The sequence below is a fragment of the Caulobacter sp. FWC2 genome (genome assembly GCF_002742625.1).
In the GTDB taxonomy this organism is placed as follows: Bacteria; Pseudomonadota; Alphaproteobacteria; order Caulobacterales; family Caulobacteraceae; genus Caulobacter.
The window spans coordinates 3791800-3813091 of sequence record NZ_PEBF01000001.1 but is presented as its reverse complement, the minus strand read 5'-3'; the positions used below and the strand labels follow the sequence as shown (position 1 = coordinate 3813091).

Annotated in this window: 22 protein-coding genes and 1 pseudogene; 13 read left to right on the top strand and 10 right to left on the bottom strand. The window is 66.7% G+C overall.

The window, feature by feature from the left end; genetic code table 11:
- The first annotated feature begins 73 nt into the window (after window positions 1-73).
- The 3 genes from CSW62_RS18175 to CSW62_RS18165 all read left to right on the top strand — a co-directional run bounded on the left by CSW62_RS18175 (window position 74) and on the right by CSW62_RS18165 (window position 2779).
- On the top strand, window positions 74-889 hold the full coding sequence (locus CSW62_RS18175) for an RNA methyltransferase (RefSeq protein WP_199170634.1): 816 nt from the start codon (window positions 74-76) through the stop codon (window positions 887-889).
- 106 nt (window positions 890-995) lie between these two features.
- Window positions 996-1412, top strand: coding sequence for a host attachment protein (locus tag CSW62_RS18170; protein ID WP_099580211.1), 417 nt, complete (start codon window positions 996-998; stop codon window positions 1410-1412).
- Between the two features lie 86 nt (window positions 1413-1498).
- The gene (locus CSW62_RS18165) at window positions 1499-2779 is read left to right on the top strand and encodes a DUF1254 domain-containing protein (RefSeq protein WP_099580209.1); all 1281 of its coding nucleotides are present in this window, start codon (window positions 1499-1501) and stop codon (window positions 2777-2779) included.
- An 8-nt stretch (window positions 2780-2787) separates the two neighbouring features.
- On the opposite strand, the gene CSW62_RS18160 is transcribed toward CSW62_RS18165, so the two are convergent.
- Window positions 2788-3963, bottom strand: a complete 1176-nt coding sequence (locus CSW62_RS18160) for a GAF domain-containing sensor histidine kinase (protein WP_199170633.1) — start codon at window positions 3961-3963, stop codon at window positions 2788-2790.
- Between the two features lie 161 nt (window positions 3964-4124).
- On the opposite strand from CSW62_RS18160, the gene CSW62_RS18155 reads away from it, so the two are divergent.
- The 5 genes from CSW62_RS18155 (at window position 4125) to htpX (ending at window position 8525) form a co-directional block, all read left to right on the top strand.
- Window positions 4125-5234 carry an S-(hydroxymethyl)glutathione dehydrogenase/class III alcohol dehydrogenase gene (locus CSW62_RS18155; protein ID WP_099580205.1) on the top strand — a complete coding sequence of 370 codons (1110 nt, stop codon included), beginning with the start codon at window positions 4125-4127 and terminating at the stop codon, window positions 5232-5234.
- A gap of 149 nt (window positions 5235-5383) precedes the next feature.
- Complete coding sequence (fghA, locus tag CSW62_RS18150; protein WP_099580203.1) at window positions 5384-6217, top strand: S-formylglutathione hydrolase; 834 nt, start codon at window positions 5384-5386, stop codon at window positions 6215-6217.
- A gap of 154 nt (window positions 6218-6371) precedes the next feature.
- On the top strand, window positions 6372-6989 hold the full coding sequence (rpsD, locus tag CSW62_RS18145) for a 30S ribosomal protein S4 (protein ID WP_099580201.1): 618 nt from the start codon (window positions 6372-6374) through the stop codon (window positions 6987-6989).
- Between the two features lie 275 nt (window positions 6990-7264).
- On the top strand, window positions 7265-7570 hold the full coding sequence (locus CSW62_RS18140) for a zf-TFIIB domain-containing protein (protein WP_099580199.1): 306 nt from the start codon (window positions 7265-7267) through the stop codon (window positions 7568-7570).
- 16 nt (window positions 7571-7586) lie between these two features.
- Complete coding sequence (htpX, locus tag CSW62_RS18135; RefSeq protein WP_099580197.1) at window positions 7587-8525, top strand: zinc metalloprotease HtpX; 939 nt, start codon at window positions 7587-7589, stop codon at window positions 8523-8525.
- Here the strand turns inward: htpX and CSW62_RS18130 are convergent.
- A complete protein-coding gene (locus CSW62_RS18130; protein ID WP_233206720.1) occupies window positions 8522-9661 on the bottom strand; it encodes a serine hydrolase in 1140 nt (379 codons plus the stop codon). The genes htpX and CSW62_RS18130 overlap by 4 nt on opposite strands.
- A gap of 81 nt (window positions 9662-9742) precedes the next feature.
- Between CSW62_RS18130 and CSW62_RS18125 the strand changes: the two genes are divergently transcribed.
- Entirely contained in the window at window positions 9743-10123 is a 381-nt protein-coding gene (locus tag CSW62_RS18125) for a hypothetical protein (RefSeq protein WP_099580195.1), read from the top strand.
- Here the strand turns inward: CSW62_RS18125 and CSW62_RS18120 are convergent.
- The 4 genes from CSW62_RS18120 to CSW62_RS18105 form a co-directional block, all read right to left on the bottom strand.
- Entirely contained in the window at window positions 10107-10526 is a 420-nt protein-coding gene (locus CSW62_RS18120) for a thioesterase family protein (RefSeq protein ID WP_099580193.1), read from the bottom strand. The two genes, CSW62_RS18125 and CSW62_RS18120, sit on opposite strands and share 17 nt — an antisense overlap.
- 7 nt (window positions 10527-10533) lie before the next feature.
- A complete protein-coding gene (grxD, locus tag CSW62_RS18115) occupies window positions 10534-10875 on the bottom strand; it encodes a Grx4 family monothiol glutaredoxin (RefSeq protein WP_099580191.1) in 342 nt (113 codons plus the stop codon).
- Between the two features lie 70 nt (window positions 10876-10945).
- Window positions 10946-11836: a hypothetical protein gene (locus CSW62_RS18110; RefSeq protein ID WP_099580189.1), complete on the bottom strand. Its 891-nt coding sequence runs from the start codon at window positions 11834-11836 to the stop codon at window positions 10946-10948.
- A 10-nt stretch (window positions 11837-11846) separates the two neighbouring features.
- Window positions 11847-12083, bottom strand: a complete 237-nt coding sequence (locus CSW62_RS18105; protein ID WP_099580187.1) for a BolA/IbaG family iron-sulfur metabolism protein — start codon at window positions 12081-12083, stop codon at window positions 11847-11849.
- A 145-nt stretch (window positions 12084-12228) separates the two neighbouring features.
- On the opposite strand from CSW62_RS18105, the gene CSW62_RS18100 reads away from it, so the two are divergent.
- From CSW62_RS18100 to CSW62_RS18090, 3 genes are all read left to right on the top strand, one after another.
- Entirely contained in the window at window positions 12229-13167 is a 939-nt protein-coding gene (locus CSW62_RS18100) for a M20/M25/M40 family metallo-hydrolase (protein WP_099580184.1), read from the top strand.
- A 119-nt stretch (window positions 13168-13286) separates the two neighbouring features.
- The gene (locus CSW62_RS18095) at window positions 13287-15107 is read left to right on the top strand and encodes an ATP-binding protein (RefSeq protein ID WP_199170730.1); all 1821 of its coding nucleotides are present in this window, start codon (window positions 13287-13289) and stop codon (window positions 15105-15107) included.
- A 132-nt stretch (window positions 15108-15239) separates the two neighbouring features.
- Window positions 15240-15815, top strand: coding sequence for a fasciclin domain-containing protein (locus tag CSW62_RS18090; RefSeq protein ID WP_233206719.1), 576 nt, complete (start codon window positions 15240-15242; stop codon window positions 15813-15815).
- Window positions 15816-15861: 46 nt separating this feature from the next.
- Here the strand turns inward: CSW62_RS18090 and CSW62_RS18085 are convergent, their stop codons facing one another.
- The 3 genes and pseudogenes from CSW62_RS18085 to CSW62_RS18075 all read right to left on the bottom strand — a co-directional run.
- Entirely contained in the window at window positions 15862-16215 is a 354-nt protein-coding gene (locus tag CSW62_RS18085) for a hypothetical protein (RefSeq protein ID WP_099580182.1), read from the bottom strand.
- A 20-nt stretch (window positions 16216-16235) separates the two neighbouring features.
- Window positions 16236-18443: a phosphoribosylformylglycinamidine synthase subunit PurL gene (gene purL / locus CSW62_RS18080; RefSeq protein ID WP_099580180.1), complete on the bottom strand. Its 2208-nt coding sequence runs from the start codon at window positions 18441-18443 to the stop codon at window positions 16236-16238.
- 117 nt (window positions 18444-18560) lie between these two features.
- A pseudogene (locus tag CSW62_RS18075) lies at window positions 18561-18761 on the bottom strand (hypothetical protein); the annotation flags it as partial.
- Between the two features lie 351 nt (window positions 18762-19112).
- Here CSW62_RS18075 and CSW62_RS18070 point away from each other — a divergent pair.
- Window positions 19113-19307 (top strand): hypothetical protein, encoded by a 195-nt coding sequence (locus CSW62_RS18070; protein WP_099580178.1) that lies wholly within the window; start codon window positions 19113-19115, stop codon window positions 19305-19307.
- Window positions 19308-19369: 62 nt separating this feature from the next.
- Here the strand turns inward: CSW62_RS18070 and CSW62_RS18065 are convergent, their stop codons facing one another.
- On the bottom strand, window positions 19370-21286 hold the full coding sequence (locus tag CSW62_RS18065; protein ID WP_099580176.1) for a CocE/NonD family hydrolase: 1917 nt from the start codon (window positions 21284-21286) through the stop codon (window positions 19370-19372).
- Window positions 21287-21292: the final 6 nt, after the last annotated feature.

The following is a 21292-nucleotide window of genomic DNA, read 5'->3' as shown; positions in this document are numbered from 1 at the left end:
GCTAAACGCGGCCGTGGCGGTTCGGCTGCTCTGCCTCTTGCATACGGTGTGCTGTCGGCGGCAAAGGGTGCGGATGACCGAAGACTTCAAGCCCGTCCCGCCCAAAGTCACGCCCCCCTGCGTGATCCTCAACGAGCCCCAGCTGGCCGAGAACATCGGCGCGGTGGCCCGGGTGATGGCCAATTTCGGGCTCTATGACCTGCGTCTGGTCCGGCCGCGCGACGGCTGGCCGCAGGAGCGGGCCTGGGCCAGCGCCTCGGGCGCGAGCTGGCCGCTAGACGACGCCAAGGTTTTCGACACGCTGGAAGCGGCGATCGCCGACCTGAAGCTGGTTTACGCCACCACGGCCCGCCCGCGCGAGACGCGCCTGCCGGTCTACACCCCGCGCGAGAGCGCCGGCCACCTGGCCGAGGAGGTCGACCTGGGCCGCGGCGTCGGCCTGCTGTTCGGCGGCGAGCGCGCGGGGCTGGAGACCCACGACATCGCCCTCTGCCAGGCCATCGTCTCGATCCCGATCGACGAGCGCTTCCGCTCGCTGAACCTGGCCCAGGCGGTGTCGATCAACGCCTACGAATGGAAGATGACCCAGGACGACCGGCCCTGGAAGAAGTTCGAGCAGAATGTCGAGGAGCCGGCCGACCAGGCGACCCTGATGGGCCTCTACGAGCACCTCGAGGGCGAACTGGACAAGGCCGGCTTCTACCATCCGCCGGAGAAGAAGCCCTCGATGGTCCGCAACCTGCGCGTCCCCCTGGCCCGCGCCCGATTGAGCGACCAGGAGGTCCGCACCTTCCGGGGTGTGGTCACCGCGCTGAGCAAGGGGCGCGGAAGGGTGCTGGCTAAGCTGGCCGCGCAGAAGGCCGCCAAGTCGGATGGCGAAGCGCCTTAAGAGCGAACCTTTAAGGGCTGTCGTCCGGCGGGTTTTTGACGTCGATCATCCGCCGGCGGCGCGCGAGGGCGCAGGCTTTCTGGGTCAAGGCCAAGGAGCTTTTCGCATGACCCCCGACGCAAGAACCCTGATCGTCGTCGCGGACGGACGCCGCGCCCGGCTGCTGGAGCAGCCGCGCCTCGACGGTCCGCTGCATGATCGTCCTGAATGGCTGCCCGGCCTGAAGGAGCAGCACGACCACGCCGCGCCCAGTCACATCACCCATGCCGGCGACGCCCATGACCGGGCAGAGAAGGCGTTCCTGGATGACCTGGCCCGTCGCATCGACGACCTGAACGCCCGCCAAGGCTTCGATCATGTGATCCTGGTCGCCCCGCCCCGCGCACTGGGCCACCTGCGGCGCGGCCTGTCGACGGCGGTGATGCGCAAGGTGGTCGGCTCGGACGCCCATGAACGGGTCGACGCCACCATCATCACCCTGCAGAGCGTTGTCCACGCCGCGCGCCTCGCCCACGCCGCCTGAAGCCGGCGAGAGGCCAGCCACGGGCCTTGCGTCTCGCGCGGTTCGCGCGTTCACTCCCGATCAAACAAACGTTCGGGGAGGGCGTGATGAACCGTCGAGAACTGCTGGCCGTGGCCGGCGCGCTGGGCCTGTCGCCAGCCTGGGCTACTCAGGCGGCCCAGGGAGACGCCATGGCCGCCAGGGACGCCTATCTCTACGCCCTGCCGCTGATCGAGATGGCGACCACCCGCGAGCGGATCCTCAAGATCCCTGGCGCGGCGGTCAATGCTTTGCGACACACGCGCACCCTGTCGGACCACACGGCCCGCTGGGTGACGACGCCCAACAACGACACCCTCTATTCGCCGGCCTTCCTGGATCTCTCCAGGGGGCCGGTGACCCTGACCATCCCGCCCATGGGCCAGCGCTACTATTCGGTGGCGGTGATGGACATGTTCACCAACAACAACGTGGTGCTGGGCACGCGGACGATCGGCGGTGACGGGGGAACCTTCACCCTGGTCGGACCGGGCCAGGCCTCGACCGGTCCCACCCCTGTCCGCATCGCCACCCCGCATGCCTGGATGCTGGTCCGCATCCTGACCGACGGCGGCGAGGATCTGGCCGCCACTCATAAGGCCCAGGACGGCTTCGTGCTGAAGGGACCGCCAGGCGGACCGCTTGCCGCCTACGCCGCCCGCGACGCCAAGCCGGCTGACTATTTCGCCGCCGCGCGCGCCCTGCTGGCCAGCGATCCGGCCCCGCCGACCGATCTGAAGATCCTGCGCCGCACCAGCGCCTTCCTCGGCGCGGGGCCGTTCAGCGAGGCCGCGGCCGCCGACGGCGTCGACGAGGCCAAGATGATCACCGTCTTCGCCAGGGGGCGGCAGGTGTTCACCGGCGGCTGGGCCTATCCACGTCCCAACCTCGGCGACTACGGCCAGGACTATCTCTACCGCGCCATTGTCGCCCTGCAGGGCCTGGGCGCGCTGCCCGTGGCTGAGGCCATGTATCTGAAGGCGGCCGGCGACGACGGGGCGGGGACCTTCACGGGCGACGGCCCCTATCGCCTGAGCCTGCCGGCCCAGCTGCCGCTGGACGGCTTCTGGTCGCTGTCGATGTACGAGGCCACGGCCGACGGCCAGTTCTTCTTCACCGACAACCCGATCAAGCGCTACGCGATCGGCGATCGCACGCCGGGTCTGAAGCGAAACGCCGATGGTGCCCTCGACCTCTGGATCGGCCGGACCGACCCCGGCGGCGACAAGAGCGCCAACTGGCTCCCGGCGCCGAAGTCGGGGCCGTTCGCCCTCTATCTGCGCGCCTATCTGCCCAAGGCCGAGCTGCTGGACGGCCGCTTCAGGATGCCAGCGGTGGTCAAGGCCTGATCGGCGACTCAGGTTCCGGCGATTGGCATGGCGAAGGTGAAGCGAGTCTCGTGCTCGTCGGACGTCACCGTCAGGGTCCCGCCGTGGGCGCGGGCGATCTCGGACGCGATGTAGAGCCCCAGGCCCAGCCCGCCCTGGGTCGGGGCCGAGGAGATACGGACGAACGGCTGGAACAGGCGCTGGGCGGTATCCGCCGGAATCGGCGCACCGCCATTGGCCACCGACACGCGGAACACGCCACCCTCGTCGAGAGCCTCGATCCGCACCGGCTGGTCCTTAGCGCCGTGGGTCAGGGCGTTGCCGACAAGATTGGACAGCAGTTGATTGATCCGGCCGATGTCGACGGCCGGAGCCTGGCTGAGGCGGATGTCGCTGATGACAACGCGGGTCGGATTCCCCGTCCGCAGTTCGTTGACCACTTCCTCGAGGGATTCGGCGAGACCCAGGTTCTCGCGGCGCTCGATCCCGATGCCGCCGCCGAGGCGACCGCGCGCGAAGTCCAGCACGTCGTCGATCAGATCGGCCATGCGGGCGACGCTCTTGGTGATCTCGCCGACTACCCAGGTTCCGCGCTCGTTCAGCGGGGTCTTGTTCAGCAGCCGCACGCCGCCATCGATCGCGGCCAAAGGATTGCGCAGGTCATGGCCCAGCACCGCGATGAACTGGTCGCGAAGCTCGGAGGTGGCCTGGGCGTCCAGCAGGGCGGCCTGGCTACGCGCCAGCCGCTGTTGGATTTCCAGCTGGCTGCCGATCATGTCGGCGAACAACTCGAACATGCCGATTATCTCGGGCGTGCGCAGGCGCGCCGGATCCGGGTCGATGGCGCATAGCGTGCCGAAGAACTGCCCGTCGCAGCGGATCGGCGTGGAGATATAGCTTTGGAAACCGTACTGGGCCGGCGTGTGATGATCGCGAAAGTCGGGATCCTCGGCCACATGGTCGATGACGACCGCGACGCCGCTCAGGCGGATCTCGTCGCAGATGGTGCTGGTTAGTTCCAGTTCGCCGCCGGGCTTCAAGCCAAAGGCGATGTCGTCCTTGACCGCACAGGCCACCCAGCGCTCGCCGGTCACCCGGGCGACGGCCGCGAAGCCCATGCCCGTCGTGCGGCACACCACGTCCAGGATCTTGGGGACCACGTCGATCCTGCCGATCGCGGCGATGTCGCTGTCGATAGAATACAAGTCAGAAGTCCTCACGGTCGCTGTCAGTCTAGTGGCCGCGCCGGGCGGGGTCACTAACATCCCTGTGAAGGTCCTGTCCGTTTGCAACCCAACACGGGCCTCGACCAGGGCGCTCGGTTTGGCCAAGGTGCGGCCGACAGAATCTGCATGAGGCCAACTCGATGAAAACCCGCGCCGCCGTCGCTTTCGAAGCCAAGAAGCCGCTGGAGATCGTGGAAGTCGACCTGGAAGGGCCGAAGTTCGGTGAGGTGATGGTCGAGATCAAGGCGACCGGCGTCTGCCACACCGACGCCTACACGCTGGACGGCCTGGACAGTGAAGGCATCTTCCCCTCGATCCTGGGCCACGAGGGCGCGGGCGTGGTGGTCGAGGTCGGGCCGGGCGTCACCAGCGTGGCCGTTGGCGACCACGTGATCCCGCTCTACACGCCCGAATGTCGCCAGTGCAAAAGCTGCCTTTCCGGCAAGACCAACCTCTGCACGGCCATCCGCGCCACCCAGGGCAAGGGGCTGATGCCCGATGGCACCAGCCGCTTTTCGTACAAGGGCCAGGCCATCGCCCACTATATGGGCTGCTCGACCTTCTCGAACTACACGGTGCTGCCCGAGATCGCGGTGGCCAAGATCCGCCGCGACGCGCCGTTCAAAACCGCCTGCTACTGCGGCTGCGGCGTGACCACGGGCGTCGGCGCGGTGACCAACACCGCCAAGGTCGAGCCGGGCGCCAACGCCATCGTGTTCGGCCTGGGCGGCATCGGCCTGAACGTCATCCAGGGCCTGAAGCTGGTCGGCGCCAACATGATCGTCGGCGTCGATCTCAACCCGGACCGTGAATCGTGGGGCCGCAAGTTCGGCATGACCCACTTCGTCAATCCGAAGACCATCGACGGCGATCTCGTCCAGCACCTAGTGGCCCTGACCGACGGCGGGGCCGACTACACCTTCGACGCCACCGGCAACACCACGGTCATGCGCCAGGCGCTGGAAGCCTGCCACCGCGGCTGGGGAGAGAGCATCATCATCGGCGTGGCCGAGGCCGGCAAGGAGATCGCCACCCGCCCGTTCCAGCTGGTCACCGGCCGCGTCTGGCGCGGCACGGCCTTCGGCGGCGCGCGCGGCCGCACCGACACGCCCAAGATCGTCGACTGGTACATGGACGGCAAGATCCAGATCGACCCGATGATCACCCACGTCCTGCCGCTGGAAGACATCAACAAGGCCTTCGACCTGATGCACGCGGGCGAGAGCATCCGGACCGTGGTGACGTTCTAGGCGAAGTTTTCCTCCCCCTTGATGGGGGAGGGGCAGGGTGGGGGTGACCCCGCTTCAGGATTAGGCGCGGCCTCAGTGACGTCCGCCACCGCTGTTCACCCCCATCCCCGACCCTTCCCCCATCAAGGCGGAAGGGGGAGAAGACGTCCATGACCGTCGAGACCCTCAGCACCCACCGCGTCCACGGCGGAACCCTGCGCTATTGCAAGCACGCGTCCGTCAGCACCGGCACGCCGATGAAGTTCACGGTGTGGATGCCCGACGGTCAGGGGCCTTTCCCGTATCTCGTCTGGCTGTCGGGCCTGACCTGCACCGAGGACAATTTCACGGTGAAGTCGGGCGTCTATGCCTATGCGGCCAAGCACGGGGTGGCGATCGTGGCGCCGGACACCTCGCCGCGTGGCGAGGGTGTGGCCGACGATCCGGCCTACGACCTAGGGCAGGGGGCGGGCTTCTATGTCGACGCTACCCAGGCCCCGTGGTCGCCGCACTTCCAGATGTATTCCTACGTCACCAAGGACCTGCTGGAGGCCGTCGACGGCGCCTTCCCACTGGACCCGGCGCGGCGGGGGATATTCGGTCACTCGATGGGCGGCCACGGGGCGCTGACCCTCGCCTTGCGCAATCCGGACCTCTTCAAGTCGGTCAGCGCGTTCTCGCCGATCGTTTCGCCGCTGAACTGCCCGTGGGGCGACAAGGCGATGACCGCCTATTTGGGACCGGACCGCGCCGCCTGGCGCGCCCACGACGCCTGCGCGCTGATCGAGGACGGTGCCGGCGCGGCCTTCGACGACATACTGATCGACCAGGGTCTGGCCGACAGCTTCCTGGAAAACCAGCTGAAGCCCGAACTGATCGAAGCCGCCGCCGAGAAGGCCGGCCGCAAGGTCACGGTGCGCCGCCAGGAGGGCTACGACCACAGCTACTTCTTCATCACGACCTTCATTGGCGAGCACGTGGCGTTCCACGCTGAACGCCTCTGAAGTTGACTCGCATAGGCCCCTCCGGCATAAACCGCGCCTTCACGCCGCCGGCTCGCCGGCCGGCGCGAAAAACGCATGACGGATTGACCCGACGCCGCCGTTGAGATCGCACCTCGTTCGAGGGGCCGGCACGGATCGAATAGAAGAGTGACTTATGTCCAAGCGCCATAGCGCCAAGTACAAGATCGACCGTCGCATGGGTGAAAACCTGTGGGGCCGTCCCAAGTCCCCGGTCAACCAACGCTCGTACGGCCCCGGCCAGCACGGCCAACGCCGCAAGCAGAAGGTTTCGGACTTCGGCCTGCAGCTGCGCGCCAAGCAAAAGCTGAAGGGCTACTACGGCAACCTGACCGAGAAGCAATTCTCGCGCACCTACGAGGAAGCTGCTCGCCGCAAGGGCAACACCTCGGAGAACCTGATCTCGCTGCTCGAGTCGCGCCTGGACGCCATCGTCTATCGCGCCAAGTTCGTGCCGACCGTGTTCGCCGCCCGCCAGTTCGTGAACCACGGCCACGTGACCGTGAACGGCAAGCGCGTGAACATTCCGTCGTACCGCTGCAAGGCTGGTGACGTGATCGCGGTCCGCGAAAAGTCGCGCAATATGGCGCTCGTGCTCGAAGCCGTCGCCTCGAACGAGCGCGACTTCGCCGAGTACGTGTCGGTCGACGCCAAGGGCCTGTCGGCCACGTTCGTCCGCGCTCCGGAACTGTCGGAAGTTCCGTATCCGGTAAAGATGGAACCGAACCTGGTCGTCGAATTCTACGCTTCGTAAGCGTCGGATCCGAACAGATACGGAAAAGGCTCCGGAGCGATCCGGGGCCTTTTTTGTTGCCCCTTAAGGGCTTCCCGGGTCTTGAAACGTCTCGGGCCCTATCCCAGCTTTAGGGAGCGGGACCGGGCCCCTCTGGCGAGTGATGCAAGCACTCGTGATGTCGGACCGCATCGGGTGTTCTCGATGTCTGGGTCCGGCTGCCACCGCCCCCTCCCCAAAGGCGCCGCCTGTCATCGAGGACACCCGTTCCATCTTTTTGGACCGGAGGTTTCTTGATGCCCCTTCTGATGTGCCCCAACTGCGATGGCTCCATGCAGGCCGTGCAGCGCGCCAGCGTCGAGTTCGACATGTGCCCGCGCTGCCGAGGCGTCTGGCTGGACCGGGGCGAACTTGAAAAGCTTATGAGCTTGGAGCGCGAGGAGACGCAGGCGATCTACAACGAGCCGCGTCCCTATACGCGCCCCGATCACCACCACGATCAGCACAAGCGCTACGATGACGATGACGACGATCGTTATCGCCGCGCGGGCCAGAACGGTCAGAAAAAGAAGCGCTTCGACCTGTTCGACATCTTCGACTGACGATCCCGATAGACCGATGAACCACTTCAAGACCTACATGCTGCTGGCGGGCCTGACCGCGCTGTTCATGGGCGCCGGCTATCTGATCGGCGGTCCCACGGGAATGCTGATCGCCCTGGCCTTCGCCGTGGCCTTGAACGCCTTCTCGTACTGGAACGCGGACAAGATCGTGCTGCGCAGCTATGGCGCGCAGGAGGTCGACGAGAGCCATCCCGAGCCGCTGATCCGTCACTATGTGACGGACGTGGTGGAGATGGCGCAGAGGGCCGGCCTGCCCCGTCCGCGCGTGACGGTGATCCAGAGCGACCAGCCCAACGCCTTCGCCACCGGCCGCGACCCGGCCCACGCCGCCGTCGCCGCCACCACGGGCCTGCTGTCCCTGCTGACCCGCGACGAGATCCGGGGCGTGATGGCCCACGAGCTGGCCCACGTGAAGAACCGCGACACCCTGACCATGACCGTGACGGCGACCATCGCCGGCGCGATCTCGGCCCTGGCCAATTTCGCGTTCTTCTTCGGCGGTTCGCGAGACGAGGAGCGGCCGGGCGGCATGATCGGCGCGATCGCCATCGCCATCCTGGCCCCGATCGCCGCCATGCTGGTGCAGATGGCCATCAGCCGGTCTCGCGAGTACCAGGCTGACCGCATCGGCGCGCAGATCGGCGGCGACCCGGCGGCGCTGGCCCGCGCGCTGGAGAAGATCGAGGCCTACGCCCGCGGCGGCTATGTGAACTACGAGGCCGAGCGCAATCCGGCCACGGCCCACATGTTCATCATCAACCCGCTGAACGGGAAAGGCGCGGACAGCCTGTTCTCGACCCACCCGTCGACCCGCAACCGCGTCGAGGCCCTGATGCGTCTCGGTGTGGGGCAGGGGACGGCAGCGCGGCGTCCGGAGCCGGTCCAGACGCTCGTCCCGCCTAGCCAGGGGCGGAACACAGGTCCCTGGGGCTAAGGCGCGATCGGCAGCTGCCGGCTGTACTCCCACGCCCAAGGCGTTCCCAGGTCGCCCAGCACCATCTTGGCCAGGGTCGGATAGAGGCGTTGTCCCACGCCGCTGTTGCTCAGCAGCACGACGCAGCGCTTGCCCTTCTCGACGCAGCCCAAGTGGTTGTCGGTGATGTCGTTGTGGCCGCCCTTGTAGAAGGCGTGGCCTTGCGGGCCGTCATAGACCACCACGCCGATGCCGGCGGCCAAGCCGATCTTGGCGTTGGCGGGATTGTCCCTGATCAGGAACGGCGGGAACTGGCTCTCGCTGACGATCGGGAAGCTCGCCTTGTCCAGCTCGGCGCGGGTCTTGGCCGACAGACCCCAGCCCGACACCAGGGCCGCCGTCAGCTTGGCCATGTCGCTGATCGTGGTGTCGAGCGAGCCGGCCGCTTTGACACTGGAGCGGTCGTCGTGCTCCTCCCACTTGCCGTCCTCGTGCAGGCCGTCGGCCAGGTTGGCCTTGAAATCGTCGCGCCAGATCATGCTGGAGCGGGTCATGCCCAAGGGTTGGAAGATCCGGCGGTTCATCTCGTCGCCGACCTTCAGACCCAGGCTTTCCTCGATGACGAATTGCGCGAGATTGATGCCTTCGTTGGAATAGGCGTAGCGCGTGCCCGGCTCCAGATTGAACCGGAACTTGTTCTCCGGATCGTAGAACCGCTGGTCGGCCAAGCCCGAACTGTGGGTCAGAAGACGGCGGAGGGTGATCGTCTTCCAGCGCTCGTCGACCCCGAGATCGGCGTATCTCGGATAGTTGGGCAGCGGTTTGGGCAGGTACTCGGCGATGGATTTGTCCAGGTCGAGCTTGCCGTCGTCGACCAGCATCAGGACGTAGTAGGCGAAGGTCAGCTTGGTGATCGACGCCGCATACATGATCGTGTCGGTCGTCAGCGGATCGCCCTTGGCGTTGCGCACGCCCTTGGCGACCACGTGAGCGACCTTGCCGTTGTCGATCACGGCGACGGCTAGGCCAGGGACCTTGCTGATGGTCAGTAGACGGTCGATCTCGGCGTCGAGCTTTCTGTAGTCGGTCGCTGCGTGGGCGGGTGTGGTCATGAGGCCGGCCAGCGACGCGGCCAGGACAACGGAACGAAGACGCACGGTACGATCCCCAAAGACGCTGGTCACGTCGGCAGCGGTGGGCGATCTTCACCTCAAGTTGGGCGGCTCGTACAGAGGTCGATGAACTTCGTTCTTTCCCGCAGGGGTTTGGTGCTGGCCGGCGCGGCCCTGGTTTTGGCCGGTTGCGCGACGACGCCCGTCCTGCTGGCCGCCGCGCCGGGCGAGGCCTTTCCGGAACTGGAGCCGCTGCTGGCGGCGAAGGCCGGGTCTGACGCCCTGACGGTCCGCGTCGCCTCGAAGGGCTGCGCGACCAAGGCCGATTTCGTGTTTCGGGTCGATCGCCACGACGGTCATGCGGTAGTGGCGTTCGCGCGGAGACGGCTGGAGACCTGCAAGGGTCCGTCGGTCGCGGTCGAACTGCGGTTCACCTATGACGAGCTGGGCCTGACCCATGCCGACCGCATCGTCATCGCCAACAAGGTGCTCACCCCTTCGGCGTGAAGCGCTCGATCATCCAGGGCAGGACGCGGGCGGGGCGCTTGGCGGCGATGTCGATCAATACCCAGTCAGTGCGGCTCTGGGCGCACATCTCGCCGTCCGGGCCGTCGATGCGGACATAGCGCTCGAAGCGCGGACCCTTCAGCTCGCCGACCCAGGTGTAGCCGGTGGCGGTCTCACCCGGCAGCAGTTCGCGGCGGTAGTCGATCTCGTGACGGCGCGCGATCCAGCTCCAGGGCGCACGCTGCTCTTCGGTCGCCCAAGCTTCCCAATGGGCGATGGCCAGGTCCTGCGCCCAGCCCAGATAGACCACGTTATTGACGTGGCCGTTGGCGTCGATGTCCGACGCCTTGGGCTCGAAGGTAAGGGAATAGGCGTCCGAAGGCGGGACGAAGACTCGGCTCACGCGCGGATCAGGTCGCGATGAGGCCCTGGTCGACGAAGAGGGTCTTCAGTTCGCCCGACTGGAACATCTCGCGGATGATGTCGCTGCCGCCCAGGAACTCGCCCTTCACATAGAGCTGCGGGATGGTCGGCCAGTCGGTGAAGGTCTTGACGCCCTGGCGCAGGTCGTCGTCCTGCAGGACGTCGACGCCGATGAACTCGACGCCGAGGTGGTCGAGGATCTGGACGACGACCGACGAGAAGCCGCAACGCGGCTGGTCCGGCACGCCCTTCATGAACACCACGACCGGATTCTCGGCCACGGTCTTGGCGATGAAGTCGAGGGCGGGGGAGGAGGCGACGTCGGTCATCGGGATTGTCCTGGAACTCAAGGCTTTCAGCTAGGCGCCCCGAGCCGAAGGGTCAAGAGCGCCTTGGCCATCAAGTACGATTGGCCGCCTTCTCGCGTTCCTGGGCCGAGAAGCGGGCCATCTCGATCTGGGCGCAGACGCCGTTGGGCAGGTCGCGCTCGACCACAGCGGCCAGGCGCTCGACATCGGCGCGGGTATCGGCGGTGATGCGCACGGTCGACAGGGACGGTTCGGTCAGGGCGTAGCCCAGGCAGATATCCTCGCCGCTCCAGCCCTGGGTGGCGTGCAGGAACTCGTAGCCGCCCATGTCGGACAGGGGGTCAGAGCGGCGTCGCCACAGGGACGGCTTCGGACCCGCCAGCTCGCCGCCCTCGCGCAGCGCCTGGGGCCAGAAGTCCTCGCCGATGACGGCGAAGTCGTGGGTCGAGGCGTGGCGGATGCGGTGACGCACGGCCCAACCGGACGAGAGATTGAAGGGCGAGGAGATGGTGGTGACCATGTCGTTCTTGAGCAGGCGCGGGTCGATGTCGCCACGACTGGCGACGCCCACGCCGTGAAGCGCATGGCTGTCGAACAGCGTACGCAGGCCGGCCTCGAAGGCGGACGGCAGGGCGGGGGCCAGCGGATCGTTGATCAGCACAAGGTCGAGATAGTCGAGCGACAGGCTCTCGAACGCAGAGCTCAACAGGCCGTCGATGGCCTGTTGGCCCAGGGCCGCCGCGTCGCCGCGCACGCGCCAGGTCAGGAACAGCAGCCGCCGCTCGACGCTGGCGAAGGCCTCCGCGGCGCCCTTGAGCAGCTCAGGCGAGTCGCCCTCGACCTGGAAGCTGTTGATGCCGTTTTCCAGCGCTGTGAAGATCAGGGCGCGCCACTCGCTGGCCCGGAGGCGCGAGCTGTCGGCCAGACGCAGGGTCAGCGCCGAAACCGCCATGCCCGTGGCGCCGAAGGGCCGATAGCGCACGCGTTTGCTCCTATTCGGCGGGGGCGGCGGTTTCGAGGGCCAGGGCGTGCAGGGTCCCGCCCAGGACGTCGGCCAGGGCCTTGTTGACCAGCTGGTGCTGACGCACGCGGTTCAGGCCGGCGAAGGCGGGCGAGACGATGCGGGCCTTCCAATGGTCGTTGTCGCCGGCCAGGTCGGTCAGCACGATCTCGGAATCGGGGAAGGCCGTGGTGAGGCGGGCCTCGAGTTCGGCATGGGACATGGGCACTGGGAAGGCTCCGGTCTCTGAAGGGCTTATGTGGCCGGGATTCCTTAACAACGCGCCTAAGCTGACAGCGTTGGTCACCAGGGTCCACGGCGATATGACCGAGATTTAATTGAATTCGCCGCGTCGCGCACGGCATGTAGGCGCCATGATCCGTCTTTCTCGCTTGCTGGCGATCTTCGCCGCCGCCGCTGTTCTTTCCGTCGCCACCTCCGCGCCGGCCTTCGCCGGCCCCGGAGACAAGGCTGTCGATGACATCCGCACCCTGTCGGCTGATGATATGCAGGGGCGCGCGCCTGGCACGCCGGGTTCGGAAAAGGCGCGGGCCTACATCCTGTCGCGGTTCGCGCAGATCGGTCTCTCGCCGATCGGCGACAAATTCGAGCAGTCCTTCGAGTTCGCCAAGCGCGACGGGACCAAGGTCCAGGGGACCAACCTGGTGGCCCGCATCAAGGGGACCAAGCCGGGCAAGGCCATGGTCGTCTCGGCCCACTATGATCACCTGGGCGTCCGCAATGGCGAGATCTACAACGGCGCGGATGACAACGCCTCGGGCGTGGCGGGCCTGTTGGCCGTCGCCGAGGCCTTCAAGGCCAAGCCGCCCAGGCACGACGTGATCTTCGCGGTGGTCGACGCCGAGGAGAGCGGTCTGCGCGGGGCCAAGGCCTTCGCCGCCGCCCCGCCGGTTCCGCTGGAGAGCATCGCGCTCGACGTCAATTTCGACATGCTGAGCAAGAACGCCAAGAACGAGCTCTATGTCTCGGGCGCTTCGCCGTTTCCGTTCCTGAAGCCGATCCTGGTCAAGGTCGCCGCGACCGCGCCGGTCACCCTGAAGCTGGGCCACGACACCGACGCCGACGGCAAGCAGAACAACTGGACCAACCAGTCGGACCACTACGCCTTCGGCGAGAAGGGCGTTCCCTGGGTCTATTTCGGCGTCGAGGACCATCCCGAATATCATAAGCCCACGGACGATTTCGCGACCGTGCCCCAGGACTTCTTCAAGCGATCGGTCGCGACGGTCATCCAGGCCAGCCTGGCGCTGGAGAAGAACCTCAACGACGTGGCCAAGGCTTCGGGGCGCTAAATCTCGGGTTTCATTCGAACTTTCGTCGTTCGAATAGTCGACGCGGCTAGCGGAGACGCGCGATCTTTCCTAATTCTGGCGGCATCCAACGTGATTCAAGCCAGCACTAGGAGCGCGTTATCAGCCCGGCCGTCTGGAAAGACCGGATTTTCAAAACCGCGCCGACGGTCGCCCTCATCGTGGGCGCCGCCATGGCGGTGGACTACGTCGTCAACATCCTGCTGCTGAAGGCGCCCGAGGTCTATACGCCGTTCACGACCCTGTTGGTCTCATTGGTTGTCGCCACGCCGCTGGCCTACTGGATGACCCGTCAGCGCCTGAGGCTGGAACGGTTGCGCGACGACCTGTCCGCCAGTCTCGACGCCCGGCAGAAGGCCATCGAGGAGGCGGACCGTCGCCGGGCTGAAGCCGAGAAGGCCGAAAGCCTCTACCGCCTGCTGGGCGACAACCTGACCGACCACGTGGCCCTGTGGTCCCCGACGGGCGAGCGGGTCTATAGCTCGCCCAGTATCCAGCGGATCACGGGCTACACGCTGGAAGAGTTCATGGCTCTGCCGCCCCAGGCCATGGTCAGCAAGGCCGCTTTCGACAGCGTCCAGAAGCTGATCGGCGGCCTGACGCCCGGCGGTCCGCCCGCTACGGCCGACTATGAGTGCACGCGCAAGGACGGGTCGTCGATCTGGCTGGAGAGCGCCTACTCGCTGCTCGGCGACGGATCCGGGATCCTGCTGGTCACCTCCCGCGACATCACCGAGCGCAAGCGGCTGGAACTGGACATCGCCAAGGCGCTGGAACTGGCCGAGACGGCGTCGGCGGCCAAGTCCGACTTCCTGGCCAACATGACCCACGAGCTGCGCACGCCTCTGACCGCCATCATCGGCTTCGCCGAGGTGCTGCGCCGCTCGCGCGGCCTGAACCAGACCGCCGCCCGCCAGGTCGGCCATATCCTCGACGCCAGCAATACGCTGCTCAGCGTCGTCAACGACGTGCTGGACTTCTCGCGGCTGGAGGCCGGCGGGCTCGAGCTGGACCCCGCGCCGTTCGACCCGGCTGCCATGGCTTCGTCCTGCGCGGCCCTGGTCGAGGAGCGGGCCGTCGCCAAGGGTCTGGTTATCAAGGTCAAGACGGGCAGAGGTCTCAAGCCCATGAACCTGGACGGGCCGCGCCTGTCGCAGGTGCTGCTGAACTTCCTGTCCAACGCCGTGAAGTTCACGGCCCATGGCGAAATTACGGTTGCGCTGAGCCAGAAGGTCGAGGACGGCGCGGCGATCCTGCGCGGCGCGGTGACCGACACGGGCATCGGCATCGCGCCCGAGCATCTGGACAACATCTTCGATCGCTTCTCGCAAGCCGACGCGGCCGTCTCGCGGCGGTTCGGCGGCACGGGCCTGGGTCTGGCCATCTCGCGCCGGATCGTCGAGCGGATGGACGGCCAGATCGGCGTCGACAGCGTCGAAGGGCAGGGCTCGACCTTCTGGTTCGAAGTCCGAGGGCCGCTGGCCGAACTCGCCGCGCCCGAGGCGGACGCCGCTCCGCCGCTGGACGGCGAGGCGGGCGTGCGCCTGCTGCTGGTCGAGGACAACGCGGTCAACCGCGAATTGGTCAAAGCCATGCTGGAGCCGTTCGGCGTCGAGGTTGAGACCGCCAATGACGGCGTCGCCGGGGTCGAGGCCATGCGCCAGGGCCAATTCGACCTGGTGCTCATGGACGTTCAGATGCCGGTCATGGACGGCCTGACCGCCACGCGCGAGATCCGGGCCATGGAGGGCGCGCGCGGCGCGGCCACCCCGATCGTGGCCATGACAGCCAACGTCCTGCCCGAACAGATCGCCACCTGCCTGGCGGCGGGCATGGACGACCACCTGGGCAAGCCGATCAATCCGACGAAGTTGCTGGAAGCCGTCGCGCGGTGGTCGGGGCGGACACACACGAAGCCCTAGGCGCCCAGGGTCTCTGAGCCGAGATACGTCGCGTGGCGACATTGTTTAAAAATTCGCGCATCCTTGAACGGCGAGGATCCGTAGCTGCGGGCGTCCGAATAACGGGCCGATGAACTCTCCGGAGACAACCGCATGAAGAAGTTCCTGATGCTCGCGACCGTTGGCGCCCTGTCGCTTTCGTACGCCGGCGCCGCCCTGGCGCAAATGGACCACGCCGCCATGAAACCGGCTAGCGTGATGGTCGGCGGAGCGGCGATGTCCGCCTCGAAGACGATCGTCGAGAACGCCGCCAACTCCAAGGACCACACCACCCTGGTCGCCGCCGTCAAGGCGGCCGGCCTCGTCGACACGCTGTCGGGCGCGGGTCCGTTCACGGTGTTCGCGCCCACCAACGCCGCTTTCGCCAAGCTGCCGGCCGGCACGGTCGAGACGCTGGTGAAGCCTGAGAGCAAGGCTACCCTGACCAAGATCCTGACCTACCACGTGGTCGCCGGCCGCCTGACGGCCGCCGACATCGCCGCAAACGCCAAGGCCCATGGCGGCAAGGCCACGCTGACGACGGTCCAAGGTGAGACGCTGACCGTCTCGAAGGCGGGCATGGGATGGGCGATCACCGACGCCAAGGGTGGCAAGTCGATGATCACCATTGCTGACGTGCCGCAATCCAACGGCGTGATCCACGTCGTCGACACGGTCCTGATGCCCTAGCTCGATAACGCCGGCCCGGTGATCCGGGCCGGCGATTTCGAACGGATCAGTCGACGCAGATCGCGCCGGTGCTCTTGCCGTTCATGACCTTCGCGTAGCAGCCGAACTGGCGATTGGTCTTCTGGCACTGGCCGGTGACGTTGTTCGCGGGTTCCAGGTTGCCCTCGAGGATGCACGCGCCCTCGCACTGGCTCTTGTCGGTGCAGGCCTTGCCGGCGTCGGCATAGGGCACGACGCAAGTCGGGATCTGCGCCTTGCCCACCGGCTGGATCGCGCCGCCCTTGGCCGCGCATTGAGCGGCCAAGGTCTGGGCCGACGGAGCAGTTGGCTGAGACGACGGCGCCGCGCAGGCGCTCAGCATCAGGGCGGCGATGGCGGCGGTCAGGGCGAGCATACGCATTGTACTGGAGCCTTTCGGGGCTAGGCCTTAGGGGCGTTCATGTAGCCCGGCAACCAGGCTTCGTGAGCCGTGCGCAGGGCGTCGAGCGAGACGTTGAAAAGGTCGGTCGACGCGAAGTCGTTCCCACCCGCGACGCCCGCGACATGGGCGTGGACGCCGGCTTCCTTGGCCGCTTCCAGCACCGCGTCGGGATCCGGCGTGGCGATCAGGTAGCGAGCCTGGTCCTCGCCCAGCAGGTAGGGGTGGGCGTTGGTCGAGCTGGTGGCGTTCAGGGTGACGCCGACCTTGCTGGCCAGGGCGATGTCGGCCGCGGCGATCAGCAGGCCGCCGTCCGACAGGTCGTGGACGCCGGCCAGCAGGCCCGACGAGATCAGGCCGCGCACGAACTCGCCGTTCTTGCGCTCGACGGCCAGATCGACCGGCGGCGGGGCGCCGTCCTCGCGGCCCAGGATCTCGCGCAGATAGATCGAGGCGCCCAGTTCGCCGTGCGTCTCGCCGATCAGCACCAGCGTGTCGCCCTCGGCCACCGCGCCAAAACCGGTGCGCAGGTCGTAGTCTTCCAGCAGGCCCACGGCGCCGACGGTCGGGGTGGGCGGAATGGCGACGCCATTGGTCTCGTTGTAGAGCGACACGTTCCCCGACACGACCGGGAAGTCCAGCGCGCGGCAGGCCTCGGCCATGCCGTCGGTGGCGCGGACGATCTGGCCCATGGTCTCGGGCTTTTCCGGGCTGCCGAAGTTGAGGTTGTCGGTGATGGCGATCGGCAGGGCGCCGGCCGCCGTCAGGTTGCGCCAGGCTTCGGCGACGGCCTGCTTGCCGCCCTCGTAGGGGTCGGCCTGGACGTAGCGCGGGGTGCAGTCGCTGGTCACGGCGATGGCCTTGCCAGAGCCATGGATGCGCACGATGCCGGCGTCGCAGCCGGTGGCGCTGTCTTCCAGGGTGTCGGCCATGACGTGGCGGTCGTACTGCTCCCACAGCCAGCGCTTGGAGGCCATGTCGGGGCTGCCGACGATCTTGAGGACCGCCTCGTTCCAGTCGATCGGGGCGGGGATGGTCGCCGGGTCGAGGCGGGCGTCGAGCTTGGGCTGGACCCAGGGGCGGTCGTAAAGCGGCGCGTCGTCGAACAGCGGGGCCAGCGGTACGTCGCAGACCGTCTCGCCGTGATGCTTGAGCACCAGGCGGCCAGTGTCGGTGGTGTAGCCGATGACGGCGGCGTCCAGGCCCCACTTCTCGAAGATGGCATGGCCATCCTGCTCGCGGCCGGGCTTGAGGACCGCCAGCATGCGCTCCTGGCTTTCCGACAGCATCATCTCGTAGGCCGACATGCCCTCTTCGCGCTGCGGGACCATGTCCATGTTCAGCTCGATGCCGACGCCGCCCTTGCCGGCCATCTCGACCGACGAGGAGGTCAGGCCCGCCGCGCCCATGTCCTGGATGGCGGCGACTGCGCCGGTGGCCATCAGCTCCAGCGTGGCTTCGATCAGCAGCTTCTCGGCGAAGGGGTCGCCGACCTGCACGGTCGGGCGCTTCTCCTCGGAGTCCTCGGTGAACTCGGTCGAGGACATGGTCGCGCCGTGGATGCCGTCGCGGCCGGTCTTGGAGCCGAAATAGACGACCGCCAGGCCCGGGCCCGGGGCGGCCGAGTAGAAGATGCTGTCGGCCTTTGCCAGGCCCACGCACATGGCGTTGACCAGGATGTTGCCGTTGTAGCCTTTGTGGAAGTTGGTCTCGCCGGCGACCGTGGGAACGCCCACGCAGTTGCCGTAGCCGGCGATGCCGGCGACCACGCCGTCCACGAGGCGCTTGGTCTTGGGGTGCTCCGGATCGCCAAAGCGCAGAGCGTTCAGAAGGGCGATCGGCCGCGCGCCCATCGTGAAGACGTCGCGCATGATGCCGCCCACGCCCGTCGCCGCGCCTTGATAGGGCTCGATGTAGGACGGGTGGTTGTGGCTCTCCATCTTGAAGATGATCGCGTCGCCGTCGCCGATGTCGATGACCCCGGCGTTCTCGCCCGGACCGCAGATGACGCGCGGACCGTCGATCGGGAACTTCTTCAGCTGGTTCTTGGAGGACTTGTATGAGCAGTGCTCGGACCACATCACCGAGAAGACGCCCAGTTCCACCAGGTTGGGCTCTCGCCCCAGGCGCTTGAGGACAACGTCATATTCGGCGGGTTTCAGGCCGAACTCGGCGGCCAATTCGGCCATGGGCTTTTGGGGCGTGCTCATGGGCGCGCCTTCTACCCCGGTCGTTCAGATTCCGCCACAGCCTGTCGCGTTTCTTACCGGCCGAACGTCGAGCTACATCGACTTGATGAGCCGCTCCATGTAGGCGCCGCCCTCCCCGAGCCAGTGATCGATCACCACGCCGCCCTTTTCGACCGAGCCCATGCGCAGCGACACGCCGATGACCACGGCGCCGAACAGGGCCAGCAGGATCAGGATCAAGTTCAGCAGGGGATGTACGCTGGAACGCTTGCGGCGCTTGGCCCAGACGGGCACGCCGCTGACATAGGTCTCTGGGAACCGAACTTCGTGGTCGGCCATGGTGTTTTGACTCTGCGCGTCTTCGGAGGGCTCCGCCGACGCCTCCCCATTCAGTGTTCGGGCGGACGTTGCGCGCTGCGAAACGGAGATGCCAGTTCTCTCCCCCGTTAAGTGCGGATTAACCTTGAATCTCACGCTTGAGGCGAAAGCTTTGCTGTAAGGGCGGCGATCGGCGGAATGAACGTTTCGGCTCCGGCCAATCGCGTCGGCGTGGCGCGGCTTTCTAGTAAAGCGCTTTGAATTCCCAAAGCTTAGCCTGAATTAAGGCGGCTCGACCGTAGGAACGTCGCGAGTCCGGGCTCGTTCTATCTCCGTGCGTCACGAGCGCGCTGTGTAACAGGAGTAAGGCCCATGGCTGACAACAACCGCGATCCGCAGCAGCAGCAGAACGACCAGCAACGCCCAACGCCCGGCCAGCAACAGCAGCAAGGCCAACCCAGGCAGGATGGGCCCAGGCAGGACGGACCCAAGCAGGACGAGCAGGGCCGCAACCCCGGCGGCGAGGCCAATCAGCAGGACGAAAACGTCAGGCGCGGCGACCGCTGACCTGATCGACACCCTCTCCGTAGAAGGAAGGCCGGCGGTGACCCCGCCGGCCTTTCTCGTTGTTATTTGGCCTCCACCACCGGCAGTTCGATGAAGCTGGCGTCGGCGCCGCTGTGGAACACCCTCTGCGTGGCTTTCACGTAGTCGGCCGGCTTGGCGAAGAAGATGTTCGGCACGAAGGTCTGCGGGTTGCGGTCGTAGAGCGGGAACCAGCTGGACTGGACCTGCACCATGATCCGGTGACCCGGCTGGAAGGTGTAGTTCGCGGTCGGCAGGATGAACTGGTACTTCAGCGGGGTGTTCGGCTTGATCGCCTTGGGATCGCTGAAGCTCTCGCGATAGCGGCCACGGAAGATGTCCATGCCCACGGCCAACTGGTAGCCGCCCAGTTCGGGCTGGCTGGGAACCTCGTCCGGATAGACGTCGATCAGCTTGACGACCCAGTCGCTGTCGGTCCCGCTTGTCGAGGCGATCAGGTTGACCTTGGGCACGCCGGCGATCTTCAGGGGCTCCTTCAGGGGCTCGGAGGTGTAGGTCAGGACGTCCGGCCGGCCGTCGACGCCGCGCTGATCGGTGACCAGCCACTGGGTCCAGCGGCTGCGGTCGCCGAACTGCATCGGGCGCGGGATGTACGGCACGGGCTTGGCGGGATCGGAGACGTACTCGTCATAGGCGCCCGCGCCCTTGGCCGCCGCCGGGGCGTCGAAGCCCAGGCCGCCCTTGGCTTCCAGGTAGAGGTTTTTCGTCTTGCCTTGCGGCCACGACGCGTAGCGGTTCCACTTGTTCTGGCCAGGGTCGTAGATCAGCACCGGCGGGGTGTCGGCCTTGGCGGCGCCCTTCAGGTGCTGGTCGAAGAAGGGCTTCAGCACGTCGCGGCGGAACTGCAGGGCCGTGTCGCCGTCCCACTTGAACGGGCCGAGGTTGAAGGCGTCGTAGTTCACCTGGCTGTGCCGCCATGGGCCCAGCACCAGGTAGTTCATGTCGTTGTTCGTGTCCTTGGACTCCAGCGCCGGGTACGAGTGCACAGCGCCCCACATGTCCTCCTGGTCCCAAAGGCCCTGGATCCACATGGTCGGCACCTTCAGCGGCGTCTTCTCCATGGTCTTGTCGAGGGCCTGCTCGCTCCAGAAGCTGTCATAGGCCGGGTGCTCGCTGACCTTCTTCCAGAAGGGCAGGGCGTCCAGGCCGTGGTTCTTGGCGTAGTCGCCGGCCGAGCCCTCGTTCAGGAAGTTGGCATAGTCGTCATAGCCCTGGCGTTGCACGCCCTCGCCGGCGCCGCGCACGGTGGTCTGGCCGGTGATGTAGTCGAAGTTTGGCTGGCGGAAGGCCCCGTGGTGGAACCAGTCGTCGCCCATCCAGCCATCGACCATCGGGCTCATCGGCGCGGCGGCCTTCAGGGCAGGGTGCGGATTGACCAGGGCCATGACGACGGTGAAGCCCTCGTACGAGCTGCCCAGCATGCCGACATTGCCGTTGGTCTCCGGCACGTTCTTCACCAGCCAGTCGATGGTGTCGTAGGCGTCGGTGGAGTGGTCGACCTCGGACGAGTTCAGCGGGCCCTTCAGCGGGCGCGTCATCACATATTCGCCCTCCGAGCCGTACTTGCCGCGGATGTCCTGGAAGACGCGGATATAGCCGCCGTCGGCCACGAACACCTCGTCGCCCTGCGCCAGGGCCGCGACCATCTTGGAGCTGTCGTTGCGCGCGGCGCGCTTGGCGGCGTTGTAGGGCGTCCGCGTCAGCAGGATCGGCAGGTTCTTGCCGCCCTTGGGGATCACGACGACGGTGTAGAGCTTGGTTCCGTCGCGCATCGGGATCATCACGACGCGCTTTTCGTAGTCGTAGTTGATCTTGGCGGCGACGTACTTGCCGGCGATGTCCGGCGCTAGCGGCGGTGTCTGAGCGTGAGCGGCGACGACGAACGTCGAAGCGGCCACGGCGGCCAGCAGGCCCGCGCGCAGGGTGGAGACGAGATTCATGGGGCG